Origin of the sequence: Zoogloea oryzae, assembly GCF_030161255.1 — a bacterium.
Lineage (GTDB): Bacteria > Pseudomonadota > Gammaproteobacteria > Burkholderiales > Rhodocyclaceae > Zoogloea > Zoogloea oryzae.
Window position 1 is genome coordinate 30,609 of sequence record NZ_BSPX01000018.1, and the last position, 13,235, is coordinate 43,843.

Below are 13,235 nucleotides of genomic sequence, written 5' to 3' on the forward strand. Positions count from 1 at the left end.
CTGTTGGGTTTCGACTTTTCATGCGGTGCTAGGTAATAGCCTTGGTTTCAAGTCGCCTGGATAATTTTGATGGCAGCTGAGAACAGAACCACCGAAAGTGATATCTGTAGCCATCGCCCCGTTGTGCTTTGTGCGACGCTTGCTCCAAGCAGTACGCCAGGGATGGAGCCAAGCAACAAGGTTGCTAGCATCTCCCAGTCGACAAGGCCCGCAAATAAATAGCCTAGGCTGGCCACAAAGGCGAGTGGTACGTATCGACCGAATCAACGAGGAAGTGTGAGGAAACGGTGCAATTAACTGTATTTATTGGCAAGCGCTATATCTGTATATGACTAATACAAAATTCTTCATATATCGCTCCAAATTACAGCCGCAGCACCGCAAAGCGAAAGTGTCGCGCCAAGCACTGACTTGATCGTTATACCCTCCTTGTTTTGCAAAAACCAATAGCTTGCAGGCAATACCAAAATCGGGGAGCAGAGTGTGATTAAAGCTGACACTGCCGCTGGAATGAAGGCCATTGACGAAATAGCGAAAATTTGACCGGCGCTCGTTAGTACGCCGCTAAGGAGATAGAGACCAATTCCCCTTTTGTCGGACGCCTTCAGCGCCCCCATTAGGTTACGCATTTCGCTACTCGTAACTACATGTAGCGCCAGTCCGCTTGACGCGCCTAATAGCGCACCCAGTATTGGTTCGTTCCAATTATGTATTGCAGACGCCCTCATAACGTTGCTAACCGCATAGGCAATTGACCCTCCAAATCCAAGAAATACGCCTGATTGCGCAAGGGTTTGAAGGCGCATACGTAGCGAACTGTTTGGAGGTGTTGTTACCTTCATGGCTTCAGTGGGACTTACCATGTGAGGAGCCTTGCCTTGGCCAACCAAATAAATTCCATACAAGGTAACTACCATTCCCACAATGGTATTACTTTTAAGCTCTTCGCCAATCATTATCCAGCCTATGGTTGCGGCGAACAAAGGGCTGCTTAACTGGAAAACGCTCGCGCGTGTCGGACCCAATCGATGTATTGATTCAAAGAAGAAAAATCGGCCAAGGTAGGTTGAAAATATACCGGCAACCAAGAACATCGTGAGCCCAGGTAAGTTCCATTTTAAGGGCTCTGAACGTAACGTGAGGTGCAAGTAGAGTGCCAAGGCACATATAAGAACGTTCGCCATTACGGTGACGACGAAGCCTATAGCAAGCGTAAGCCTAGCTGTTGCAAGCTTCGTGACGACGACATTCGACGCAAACATACACAGCGCAACACCAGCGAGGATGTGCCCAATATGGGAACTACCCATTGAAATACTTCCTGAGATAATCACTTTGCGGCACTGTGAAACTAAGTCTCGTGCCTGCAAACGCAGCAGTACGACTTTTCTTCAAAATAATATGCCCCACGTCGTCTTAGAAAATCCACTGTGCTGCCTCATGAGCTACTTCACGCCGAAGAGTGGAGATAGATGCTCGATGCCATATCTGCTGGCAATTTTCCGTATCCTTGCTAGGTCACGACTGACCAACGAAACGACCTCAATACCGCTTATATTCTTGATGACATCAAAAATTGCTTGGAGCGCCGAAACCACTATTGCGAGCAAGGGAAGCCTCAGAGGGCACCTTTACTAAGTCACCGGACTACCCGGTCAGTGAGGTAATCCATACCATTAACAAAACCACGTCGGTCCCAGTCTTGCCACTTTTAAAGCACAGCTCCTGCATCCTGTGCCAGATTGCTGATCATCACAATCAACGCACGGCGTACGGTCGCCACGTCGGCTGACGACAAGCCATCGAGGGCAATGGCATTGACCTCCTCGGCCAACGGAATCAGCACGCTTTTAAGGTTCTTGCCACGCGGCGTCAGGTAGACGAACAAATTTTTTCGATTGTCAGGCAGCTGCACGAGAGAAACGTAGCCAAGTTTTTCCATGGCCCTCAGCGCAGTAAAGGTCGTGGGTTCCATCACCCCCGCTTCGATCGTGAGCTCCCGTTGCGTCAGGCCGTCGCGTTCCCACAGAATACGCAGGAAACTCCAGTGTCCGAGTTGAACATCGTGCTGGGCCAATCGTCCCTGAAGGGCTCGCAGGAATCCCCGCGATGCGTCCTTGACGAGGTGTGCCATACGATCGTTGGGTACCGCTTCGTGCCAGTGACGCAATACGCGCTCGGCAATTTCTTGGTCGCGCTTATTAGAATTTCCTGCCACATGAGTAATCCGTAAATTGATGATTGAAAATTATCGCACGGTTGTTTCTCGGCCAAAGACCTCTACATCGCGCCGTTCGCAAGCCGATTGAAGCATCGCCAAACAGATTTCCAGCGTGGCCCGTGCCCAGTGGCCATCGTGCAGTGGAGTCCGCCCCTGCTCGACGGCCGCAACCAGTTCGTCGATCACCTCGAAACGCGGGACGCTCGGCGAAGCCAGGGGTACCTGCCGGCGTTCGTTGTCGCCATAGACCCAGACTGCGTCCGGCTGGGGCCGTACATCGCCCCGCTCGCACGAAACGATCAACGGCCCGAAATGCTGATGGGCCGGAGTCGGCCCGCCAAGCATTGGGGGCTTGTACGCTGGCCCGCCATAAGTCGCCTCGGCCTTGAGCCGTGCTTCGTCGGCCAGCCAGCGGGGGTCGCGCAGACGGCGTCTGGCCTGGCCGTAGTCCGCCGGATTCTTGGCGTTGCCCATCTCGCCGATCCAACCGCACCATTCGTCCGAATCGAAGTGGCCGTAACCGCTGTAGGTCAGCGCGGCGCAGGCACCGTTCTCGAACCACAGCAGCGCAGTGTAGGCGCCCTCGGTCGGCCGGGCCGGGTCCCATTGGCCTAGGACTGCGCGCACCCGGACCGCCCGGCTGCCGGCAAGCAGGCGGACCACGTCGACCTGGTGGGCGGCCTGGCTGAAGACGACGCCACCTCCCTCTTCGGTGCGAAGCTCTTCCGGCCGGCGTGGGCGATACAGGAAGTCCGTGTAGTTCATCGACTGGATCATGCGAACGTCGCCGAGCTCGCCGCTGTCTATGATCCGCCGCGCCGCCAGATAAGGCGTATCGAAACTGTGGCAATGCCCGACAATCAGGGAGACCTCGGCCTGCTCGCAGGCCTCGATCATTTCGTCGCACTCCTGCAGCGTCAGGGCCATGGGCTTTTCGACCAGTACGTGCTTGCCGTGGCGGGCCGCGAGTTTCGTGTGCTCGGCGTGGAACTGATGCGGACTGGCCAGGTACAGGGCCTGCACTGACGGGTCGGCGGCCAGGGCTTCGACGCTGTCATAGACCGGCGCGGCGAAGTCCCGGACGAATTGCGCCCGCGCCGCTTCGCGCGGATCGCAGGCGGCGACCAGGCGGATGCGCCGGTCCTGCAGGAAGGTCGGCAGCATCAGCGTGAAGGCGCGGCCGAGTCCGGCGACGCCGATGTGCAGGGGTTCGCGATCCGTCATAGGTCGAGCACCAGTTCGTCCGACTTGGCCCGGGAAACACAGATCATGATCTGGCCCGCCAGCTCTTCCGGCAACAGCACCATGTCCCGGTGATCAGCCTCGCCGGCCAGCAGCTTCGTACGGCAGGTGCCGCAGGTGCCGCTTTCGCAGGACGAAGGCGTATTGCCACCGTGCTCGCGCAGCATCTCAAGAATCGTCTTCCCCACCGGCACCTCGAAACGGAGTCCCGAGCGGGCCAGGGTGACGTTGAAGGGCTTGTCCTCGGGGCGTTGCTGCCCGCCTTCAGCGAAGCTTTCGAAGTGGATCAGCTGCGGCGACCAGTGACCGGTCATATCCCGCACTTCGTCCATCAGCCGGCGCGAACCGCAGCAGTAGACATGGGTACCTGGTAACGGGCGCTCGAGGACCGACCATAAATCGAAGGCATTGGCCGGATCGCCGTGGGTATGGTGGATCCGCACTTGCTTCTTCAATTCCGGCGCACTCAGCTGCTCGCGAAAGGCCGTCGACTCGGGGGTGCGCGTGAGGTAGACGAGTTTCCACGGCGCAGGTGGCAATTCGCCGAAACTGCGGATCATCGACAGGATCGGAGTGATGCCGATGCCGCCGGCGATGAACAGGTAGCCCTTGGCATTGTCGACCAGCGGGAAGGCGTTATCGGGCAGCGAAGTCGGCAGGACGTCGCCTGCGCCGGCCTCGTCGAACAGACTGATCGAGCCGCCGCGGCCATCTCCGTCCCGTTTAACGGTAATGACGTACTGATGCCGTTGGGCCGGGTCGTTGCACAGGGAATACTTCCTGAGCATGCCGTTCGGCACTTGCACCTTGACGTGCGCACCCGGCGTGAAGGGGGGCAGTTCGGTACCGTCAGGCTGCTCCAGGTAGAAGGAACGGATACCTTCCGCCTCGTCGTGAATGCGTACTATGCGCAGCGGCATCTGGGTGTCGGCATGGACTTGAATGTTCATTGGGCTTCCCCTTGAGGATCGATGCGCAGCGACAGGTCGACCGCACGCACGTCCTTGGTCAGTTTTCCGACCGAGATTCGATCCACCCCGGTTGCCGCGATAGCCGCGATCGTCCGCAGGTCGACGCCGCCGGAAACTTCGAGTAGCGCCCGGCCCTGGTTGCGGGCCACGGCCCGGTGCATGTCTTCGAGCCTGAAATCGTCAAGCAGCACGCTTTTGGCGCCCGCCGCCAGGGCTTCATCGAGTTCTTCCAGGGTCTCGACCTCGATCTGAATCCCGACTCCGGCCTGCAAGGCCTGGGCCGCCACTAGGGCGGCGCCGATCGAGCCGGCGGCGGCGATGTGGTTCTCCTTGATCAGGATGCCATCCCACAGGGCCATGCGATGGTTGTGGCCACCACCGATGCGCACTGCGTATTTCTGGGCCTGGCGCAGGCCAGGCATCGTCTTGCGCGTATCCAGCACGGCGCAGCCGCGGGGATTGGGCGAGTGGCCGGCGACGGCGTCGAGGTACTGCCTGGTCAGCGTCGCGACCGCCGAGAGAGTCTGCAGGAAGTTCAGCGCCGTGCGCTCCGCGCTCAGCAATGCACGGGCATCGGCTTTGATGCTGCACACTGCGGTGCCCGACTCGACCCGCTGCCCTTCGTCCACATGCCAGGTCACCGCGGCCTGCGGATCGAGCGCCATGACGCAGGCATCGAACCACGGCTGACCACAGATCACCGCGGCCTCCTTGGCGGTCACCCGGCCGCGGGCACGCTGTCCGGCCGGGATCAGCTGCGCCGTCCAGTCACATCGGCCGATGTCCTCGCTCAGGGCATCCCGGACGTTACGGCGCAGCGCGACTTCGAATGTTTCGTTGAATTCGTACATTAATTCCCCTGGTATTTAGAAAGGCAGGATCGGGACAAGCCCGGCCTTGCGGCCGGGCGCACGCTCATATGCTGTAGGCTTCATAAGTGGACGGATGGAAAATCTCGTCTACCGACATCAAGCGAGCCGACAACCCTTGGGAGTGGTGATGACGGACGAACGTCTCCAAGGTACGGCGGGCCGCACCAACACCGTAGGACCAGTAGTCTTCCCCCATGCTATCCCGCGCCGACTTAAGCTGTTCCTCGACGAATGGCAGCGTGACCTTGGTCGCTGAGGTGTCCGCCAACAGATCAAGTGCAGCTGCCTTCGACTGCGTGAAGGATTTCAATACCGCACCCGGGAGCCAAGCATGGCGTTCAACCAACTCTCGGCGAATTCCCACTACGTGCATAATGGGAAATACACCGGTGCGGTTGTAGTAGTCCTTTGCCACCAAAGTCGGATCGTCGAACAGCCAGCCGATGTTCGGATTGCGCAAGGCAACCCGATTTGGCGGGCGTGGACCGATAAAACCGTCGATCTCCCCCTGGTCGAGGAGTTCGGAGATGGTCGTGCCCGGCGGGGCGTCCTCGACGTGAACGCCCGGTGGGAGTTGCAGCTTGATCTTTTCCGGACGTCCAGGCGTATCAATCCCCCCACGAACCCAGGTGATTTCCTCGGGCCGAACGCCGTAATCATCTTGAAGAATTGCGCGCGCCCAAACGTTGGCGGTCAACTGATACTCGGGCAGACCGACACGTTTACCTTTCAGGTCTTCGGGGCATTTGATCCGATCTTTGCGCACGTATATCGACGTGTGGCGAAAGGCTCTGGACAGGAAAGCGGGTATGGCGACATAAGGGCTTTCTCCTTTGGATAACTTGACCAGATAGCTCGAGAACGAGAGCTCGGTGATGTCGAAGTCCTGGCTGCGCATGGCGCGGAAGAACATCTCTTCAGGGTTAAGCAACATGAACACCGGATCGACACCGTCGATCTGAACGCGCCCATCGAACAAGGCCCGAGTTCTGTCGTAGTCACCCATGGCGACAGACAATTGCAGTTTTGACATGGAAGTTTCCGTTGCGAAAGGTTCAGCGGCTTGTCACGTTGTATGACGGTTCGAGTTCGGAGCCGTCGTTGTCTTGGTTCCACACGTAGCTCGCTGTATAGCTGCGCCAGTCGATCGTATTCGGGACAACTGCCTGGAACGAGCAGACCGACTTGCCGACCGTGCTGTCGCCGGTGCCGATGGCCTGGCCGTTCCCCTGGAACTCCTTGAGGGCATCGAGCATCCGCTTGCGGAATTCGACGATGGCGAGATCGCTGGCGCCCAGGCACTCGTTGGTACGGTCGGCGATCGGCCCCATGGTGACCCACATGGCCACGTCCTGGTTCGGAAAGCCCGAGATGCCAGTGAAGTTTCCGGCCTTCATCGCGTTGCGGTCCTGCCAGAATCGATTCTCGAAGTTACGCAATGGGCGAAAATAGGAATCGAGGTCAATGCCCACCCTCTGGTGGAGGTATTTACGCCACGTTTCTGTCTCTGGAGTCGTCGCCGGATTTCCCCAAGCGATAAAGTAAAAAGCCGTATTGGTGTCGTCCATCGGCACATTGACGTTGGCCACGTTGTAGACATTATTTGGCGGTATCAATACAGTACTTGGTGCAACAAAAACGGTGGAGCGGACGTAATCGTGGGTCGCCGCATCCTTGATCGGTCGGCGCAGCGCTGCATAACGGAAACCATAGGAAGTACGCTCAACCTGCAAACGTGGTGCTTTGTCAGTGGACGGCCGCAGCCAAATGCTTCCCGTTGCCTTCGCGCCATCTACACGAGCCGGCACCATGTCCGAAGAGTGCAGACTAGAGCTATGAGCACTGTCGATCGCCCCCTCCAAAATCTGTGCCCAATTGCATGGTAGAACTACCTTGGCAATCGTCACACGGGTTTCAGCGTTGGGCGCCCATTGCGGCGGCGTAAATTCGGGCATCTGTTCAACTGGCCCCAAATAAGTCCAGACCATGCCGCCCCACTCTTTGGACGGATAGGCTTTGTGCTTAGTCTTCGAGGCTAGTCCACTCGCAGCGGGTTCCGAAGCCATATCAAGAACATTACCATCCACATCCATCTTCCAGCCGTGGTAAAGACACCGAAGTCCACCTTCCTCATTTCGACCGAAGACCAGCGAGGCCAGGCGATGCGGGCAGTATTCGTCGAGCACACCGATGCGGCCATCACTATCGCGAAAAACGACCAGGTTCTCGCCAAACAATTGCGCTTTGACCGGTGTTCCATCGGGCTCAGCGACCTCCTCAATTAAGCACACCGGCATCCAATGACGGCGCATCAGTTGTCCCATCGGCGCATCGCCCTCGACACGGCACAATAATTGGTTTTCTTCATGAGTCAGCATTTCAAGTCTCCTTCTCCGTTTAGTTTTGGCACGTCTGTACCGGAAACAATACTTAGTTTCCTAAGTATCAATTAAAAATAGCCTTTTTCTGGCCTGTGCTGCTTCTGTGTTACCGAACTGGCAGGAGCCTTGGCTCCTGCCAGGGATGAATCCCCCCGGAGTTAACCGCCGAGGCCAAGTGGTGGAGGCGTCATATTCACGATTTGCCGGAATAATTGCCGGAAATGGTCGCTCCGGGTGCTGCCAAACATTGGATCGTTGTTGTCCCGGAAGGCGGCGGCAACCTCCTCCCAGTCGATGTCGAGCAAGTAGCGTTCGGCTAAGGGGATCAACTCCTTTTCCTCGACAGTCATGTGGCGCCAGCTGAGTTCAGTGAATGCTGTCAAGGTATTCGCAAAAGAATCGAGCGCACCGTCCCCTTCAACCTCGAAACGGGCCAGTGCTAGATGTAATTCGCGTACCCGCATCTCGCCAGAGCGGTGCTGCGCTTCAAGCTCATCTAATAAGGAATCCGCGGCCCGAGTGCGCTGCCGAAGGCGTGCAAAGAGGAAGCGATCTTCTTTGGGGTGGTGCAACGTCTCCGGGAATGTGTCGATATAGTTGAGAAGAGCCCCGAGCAGTTGGAAGTCAGGCTTAATCCGCTTGGCGCGAATTTCACCAATCAAATAGTCCGCGGATTCTAGTACAGCGCTAAGAGAGCGGTGTTCGGCCTTGATAATTTCGATTGCTTCCTTGCTCATGATTGGAGGCCTCTGGGATTAGATGATTTGGTTTCAGCTCCGATGCAGGCGCGCAGGCTCTTGGCTATGCGCATGCTTTCTTCCCGCGAGAAACGGGTCGCCGCGCCGACGCCGAGATAGCGCTCGGCGATCTCCCGTGAGTCAAGCAGGTCAGCCGCTTTGCCTGACAGGGTTACGCGGCCGTTCTCGATTACATAGCCGCGGTCGGCGATAGCCAGCGCGGCCCGGGCGTTCTGCTCGGAGAGCAAGATCGAATGTCCGCGCTCGCGCAGCTGGGTGACCAGGTTCAGCACTTCCTGCACCATCAGCGGCGACAGGCCGAGCGACGGCTCGTCGAGCATGATCAGGCGCGGGTTAGACATCAGCCCGCGGGCGATGGCCAGCATCTGTTGCTGCCCGCCGGAGAAGTTGCCGACGACGTCGTTGATGCGTTCGTGCAGGAAGGGATACTGGTCGCACAGCTCGCGCATGCGTTCCGAACGCAAGTCGGCAGCCGCCCGGGAGGTTTGCGTGTGGGCCCCGAGGCTGAGGTTTTCGGCGACGGTCATGCCGGCGAATACCTGCCGTCCTTCCGGCACGTGGGCAATGCCCATGCGCACCCGGTCGGCCGGCGACAGCTGGTCGATGCGCTTGCCGTCGAAGTGGATTTCGCCGGCCATGGGACGCAGCAAGCCGGAGATGGTATTGACCAGCGTGGACTTGCCGGCGCCGTTGGCGCCCACAAGGGTCACGATCTCACCCTCGCCGATGCTGATGTCAATATTTTCGAGCACCGGCGAGCCATTGTAGCCCGCCGTGATACTACGGCATTCGATCAGCATGGCGATACCTCCTCACCGAGATAGGCGCGGATGACGCGCGGGTTGCGCTGGATCTCGTCGGGTGTTCCCTCGGCGATCACCGCGCCGGCTTCGAGCACGACGATCTGGTCGGCGATGCCCATGACCAGGGACATGTTGTGCTCGACGACCAGGATCGTGATGCCGGTTTCCCGAATGGCCAGCAGGAGCGCAGCGAGTTCCGCCGTTTCCGTGTCGTTGAGGCCGGCCGCCGGTTCATCGAGGAGCAGGACGCTGGGCTGGGCCATCAGCGCGCGTAGCACCTCGACCAGCTTCTTGGCACCCATCGGCAGGTCCGCGGCATGGGTGTCGCGGTAGCGCGAGAGGCCGACCAGATCGAGCAGCGCTTCGGCGCGCTCGCGCAGGCTGGCTTCCTCGCGCTGCGCCGACGGCAGCCACAGCATCTGCTGCAGCAACCCCTGGCGCACCTTGTGGTGCCGGCCAACGAGCAGGTTCTCGAGGACCGTCATGCCGGGAAACACGCGCGCCGTCTGGAAGGTGCGGATCAGCCCGAGTTCCGCGATCTCGACCGGGGAAAGTCCGTCGATGCGGGTGCCGTGGAAATCGACCTCGCCCGAATCGGCGGGGAACAGGTTGGTGATGAGATTGAAGACGGTCGTTTTCCCGGCGCCGTTGGGACCGATCAGTGCGGTCACGGTGCCTTGCTGGATGGAGAACGAGACGTTGGCAGTCGCGCGCAGGCCGCCGAACGAGCGGTTCAGTCCGCGCACGTCGATAGCAGGGATAGAGTTCATGCGTGACGCACCACAGAAGAGGAAGAGATCGTCGTCGGCTTGTTGAAACGAGCCGCGACCCAGCGTGCGAAGCTGCCGAAGATGCCTTCGGGCATGTACAGGAAGGACAGCACCAGCAGACCGCCGCTGGCAAAGGTCTTCCACTGCGCGAGCGGCTGGAAGACGGTCGGCAGCATCGTTAGCAGGACGGCACCGAACAATGCGCCGACCAGGGTGCCTTCACCGCCGATGACCAGCATTGCCACCAGTTCCAGGGACCGCGAGGTGCCGACCATGTCCGGCGACAGGAAGTGGAAGAAGAAGGCGTAGAGGCTGCCGGCCAGCGATGCCAAGACCGCGCTGATGGACAGGGCGATCAGCTTGCAGCGGACGACGTTGATGCCGAGTGCCGCCGCCGCCATCTGGTCGGTACGGATCGCCTGCAGGGCGCGGCCGAAGCTCGAACGGATTAGCCCGCCGAGCAGCAGCAGGAGGGCGACGATGATGCCGAGCACCAGGAAGTACATGGCGACCGGCGAATCGAACTCGAACGAGCCGATGCTGAAGGAGGGAATCCCCACTAGCCCGGACGGTCCCCCCGTGATGTCGGCCAGGCCGACGGCGCAGGAGTCCATCAACAGGCCGAAGGCGAGGGTCGCCAGGGCCAGGTACAGGCCGCGCAGGCGCAGCGTGATAAAGGACAGGATCAGTGCGGCGACCAGCGAGAAGCCCATGCCGGCCAGTGTCCCCCAGACGGGGGCCACCTCGTACTGCGTTGCCAGGTAGCCGGCGGTGTAGCCGCCGATGGCCATGAACCCGGCCTGGCCGAGGTTGACCTGGCCGGCGTAGCCCATGACCACGTCGAGTCCGATCAGCGCGATGAAGAGGATGCCGGCGATGACCAGGCTGCTCATGATCCCACCTTGCGGCACGACGAACGGCAGGGCGATGGCGATCGCCAGGCCGATCAGCGCCATCACCGTCCGCACCCGGGGCTGCAGGCGGGTGACGTGCTTCCAGACCCGCGGTTCGTCACGTACATCCTGGCGCCGCTGGGCACCGGCGCGAATCAGGCCGTTCGGCCGCCAGATCAGCACCACGAGCAGCAGCACGAGGGCGATGGCACCGCTGAACAGCGACGAGACGTAGGCCGTGGCCAGTTGGGTGACGACGCCCAGCAGCAGGCCGCCGGCGATGGCACCGGGAAACGAGCTGATGCCCCCGATGGCGACGGCGATGAAGCCGGAGATGGTGAACAGGCGTCCGGTGTCGAACTGGATCGAGGTCGTCGGCGCCGTCACGACGCCGGCGATGGCGCCAATCATGGCCGCCAGCGCGATGCTGAACACCTGCATGCGCGACACGTTGATGCCCATCAGGGTGGCTGCCGCCGGGTTCTCGGCGCAGGCGCGTAGCGCCTTGCCGAAAGTCGTGCGGGAGAGCAGGTACCACAGCACCGTGATGATGGCGCCGGTGGTGCCGATGATCCAGAAGCCCTGGGTCGGAATCGAGACGCCGAAGATGTGCACCGGCTCCATGCCCATGAACGGCGGCAGGGCATAAGGCTGGCTGCCCCAGACGACGAGCATCAGCCCTTCCAGCAGCGTCAGCATACCCGCCGTCATCATCAGCATGTTGGCGTTCGACAGCCGCGACAGTCCGGGCACGAGGGCGCCGGCGCCGAGCAGCAGGCCGAGCACGGTGACGGCCACGATGGAGACGCCCGCCGCGGCGGGCAGCCCCCAGCCGTACTCGACTTCCAGCTGGTAGGAGCACAGGGCGCCGAGGATGCAGAAGGCGCCCTGGGTCAGATTGATGACGTTGGTGACCCGATAGACGAGGGAGAAGCCGAGCGCGATCAAGGCATAGATCGCGCCGACCAGCACCCCGCCGACGGTGATTTGAATGAACTCGGTCATGACTGGCTCCGCCTGTTACTGCAGTGGCACACCGCGCGACTGGCTGACCACGACCCAGGTCTTCTGGCTCGCATCCCAGCGGGTCACGTACACGCTGGAGTCGTTGACGCCGCGCTGCGGGGTTTTCTTGAAATCGTAGACCCCATTGATGCCGCCAAAGCCCTGCAGGTTCGCCAGATAGTCCCGAATCTGCTGCGCCGTGGCGTTGGGGCCCAGCTTGCGCAGCGCCGACACCACGAGCATGGCCGGATCCCAGGCAAAGGACGAGGCTGCATCGGGCTTCTCGGCACTGCCGGCGAAAGCCGCGTAGAAGGCGTTCTTGGCCTCGATCTGCGCCTGCGGAGCGTCCTTCGGCGCGTTCGGCAGCCATTCGGGCGACGGGATGTAGAGTTCCTTCGGCAGAAAATCCCCGTACTGCGTCATCTGTGCGTAGGTCATGTTGCCGTCGGTCGTCGCCACCGGAATCGCTAGACCCGCTTCGGCGATGGCCTTGAACACCGTGCCGACGGCCGAACCCGTGCTCCAGGCGATCAGCGCCTGCGGCTTGGCGCCCTTGATGCGCTGGATCTGGCTGCTGGCGCTGACGTCGGTCGGATTGAAGGTGACGTTGGAAACGAGCTCGATGTCCTTGTATTCCGGGTTGGCGAGCACTTCCTTGATATTCTTGGCGGCATCCTGGCCGGAGGCGTCGGTGCTGGTGATTACCGCCACCTTCTTCCAGCCCTTCATCTGGAAATAGCGTAGCTGCGCCGAGATCAGGTCACGGGTCGCGACGCTCGACGAGAAGGCGAAGGCGCCCTCCGCCGGATAGAAGCCGGGCGAGAAGCAGTACAGGACCGGCCCCTTGCGCATCAGCGGGGCCATCGCGTTGCACATGGCAACCACGGCGGAACCCAGCACCACCGGGGCTTTCGAGGCGACGATCTGGGAGGCGAGCTGGACGGCGACCTGCGGGCTCGACTGATCGTCGTGCAGGACGAACTTGATCGGCCGGCCGCCGATGCCGTCGGTCTTGGCCAGGCTGGCTTCCGCGCGCTGCAGCGCAACCTGCTCGGCCTTGCCGAGGAAGGCCGCCGGGCCGGTCAGCGGCAGCACGACGTCGATGTTGAAGGGCTCCGCTGCAAAGGCAAGGGACGAACAGGCGAGCATGGTCGTTGCCAGCCAAGACAGTTTTCCAGATTTCATTTGTCTCCTCAGGGGGGAATAGGGCCTTTGGGGCTCATTAATTTATGCACATGTGACGGCCGAGAAGGCCCGTCCTATTTGATTGTTTGCCAACGACTCTGCGTACTGCGGTTGAAACTTTACTGCGCCCGGGT

12 protein-coding genes and 1 pseudogene are annotated in these 13,235 nt (G+C 60.4%); all 13 read right to left on the reverse strand.

Annotation, left to right across the window (positions count from 1 at the left end; translation table 11 throughout):
- Nucleotides 1-47: 47 nt before the first annotated feature.
- A pseudogene (locus QQK25_RS23605) lies at nucleotides 48-239 on the reverse strand (TSUP family transporter); the annotation flags it as partial.
- Between the two features lie 108 nt (nucleotides 240-347).
- Nucleotides 348-1,310 (reverse strand): DMT family transporter, encoded by a 963-nt coding sequence (locus tag QQK25_RS07885; RefSeq protein ID WP_284187451.1) that lies wholly within the window; start codon nucleotides 1,308-1,310, stop codon nucleotides 348-350.
- A gap of 401 nt (nucleotides 1,311-1,711) precedes the next feature.
- Nucleotides 1,712-2,218 carry a MarR family winged helix-turn-helix transcriptional regulator gene (locus QQK25_RS07890; RefSeq protein WP_284187452.1) on the reverse strand — a complete coding sequence of 169 codons (507 nt, stop codon included), beginning with the start codon at nucleotides 2,216-2,218 and terminating at the stop codon, nucleotides 1,712-1,714.
- A 30-nt stretch (nucleotides 2,219-2,248) separates the two neighbouring features.
- Nucleotides 2,249-3,445 (reverse strand): Gfo/Idh/MocA family oxidoreductase, encoded by a 1,197-nt coding sequence (locus QQK25_RS07895; RefSeq protein WP_284187453.1) that lies wholly within the window; start codon nucleotides 3,443-3,445, stop codon nucleotides 2,249-2,251.
- Nucleotides 3,442-4,413, reverse strand: a complete 972-nt coding sequence (locus QQK25_RS07900; RefSeq protein ID WP_284187454.1) for a PDR/VanB family oxidoreductase — start codon at nucleotides 4,411-4,413, stop codon at nucleotides 3,442-3,444. Before QQK25_RS07900 ends, QQK25_RS07895 begins: the two co-directional genes overlap by 4 nt.
- Entirely contained in the window at nucleotides 4,410-5,285 is an 876-nt protein-coding gene (gene nadC, locus QQK25_RS07905) for a carboxylating nicotinate-nucleotide diphosphorylase (protein ID WP_284187455.1), read from the reverse strand. Before nadC ends, QQK25_RS07900 begins: the two co-directional genes overlap by 4 nt.
- 64 nt (nucleotides 5,286-5,349) lie before the next feature.
- Nucleotides 5,350-6,339, reverse strand: coding sequence for a substrate-binding domain-containing protein (locus tag QQK25_RS07910; protein ID WP_284187456.1), 990 nt, complete (start codon nucleotides 6,337-6,339; stop codon nucleotides 5,350-5,352).
- Between the two features lie 22 nt (nucleotides 6,340-6,361).
- Complete coding sequence (locus QQK25_RS07915) at nucleotides 6,362-7,684, reverse strand: Rieske 2Fe-2S domain-containing protein (RefSeq protein WP_284187457.1); 1,323 nt, start codon at nucleotides 7,682-7,684, stop codon at nucleotides 6,362-6,364.
- Between the two features lie 161 nt (nucleotides 7,685-7,845).
- Nucleotides 7,846-8,424, reverse strand: a complete 579-nt coding sequence (locus QQK25_RS07920; RefSeq protein WP_284187458.1) for a hemerythrin domain-containing protein — start codon at nucleotides 8,422-8,424, stop codon at nucleotides 7,846-7,848.
- Nucleotides 8,421-9,245, reverse strand: coding sequence for an ABC transporter ATP-binding protein (locus QQK25_RS07925; protein WP_284187459.1), 825 nt, complete (start codon nucleotides 9,243-9,245; stop codon nucleotides 8,421-8,423). Before QQK25_RS07925 ends, QQK25_RS07920 begins: the two co-directional genes overlap by 4 nt.
- Nucleotides 9,239-10,018 (reverse strand): ABC transporter ATP-binding protein, encoded by a 780-nt coding sequence (locus tag QQK25_RS07930; RefSeq protein ID WP_284187460.1) that lies wholly within the window; start codon nucleotides 10,016-10,018, stop codon nucleotides 9,239-9,241. Before QQK25_RS07930 ends, QQK25_RS07925 begins: the two co-directional genes overlap by 7 nt.
- On the reverse strand, nucleotides 10,015-11,916 hold the full coding sequence (locus tag QQK25_RS07935) for an ABC transporter permease (protein WP_284187461.1): 1,902 nt from the start codon (nucleotides 11,914-11,916) through the stop codon (nucleotides 10,015-10,017). Before QQK25_RS07935 ends, QQK25_RS07930 begins: the two co-directional genes overlap by 4 nt.
- Before the next feature lie 15 nt (nucleotides 11,917-11,931).
- Nucleotides 11,932-13,101 (reverse strand): ABC transporter substrate-binding protein, encoded by a 1,170-nt coding sequence (locus QQK25_RS07940; protein WP_284187462.1) that lies wholly within the window; start codon nucleotides 13,099-13,101, stop codon nucleotides 11,932-11,934.
- Nucleotides 13,102-13,235 lie beyond the last annotated feature (134 nt).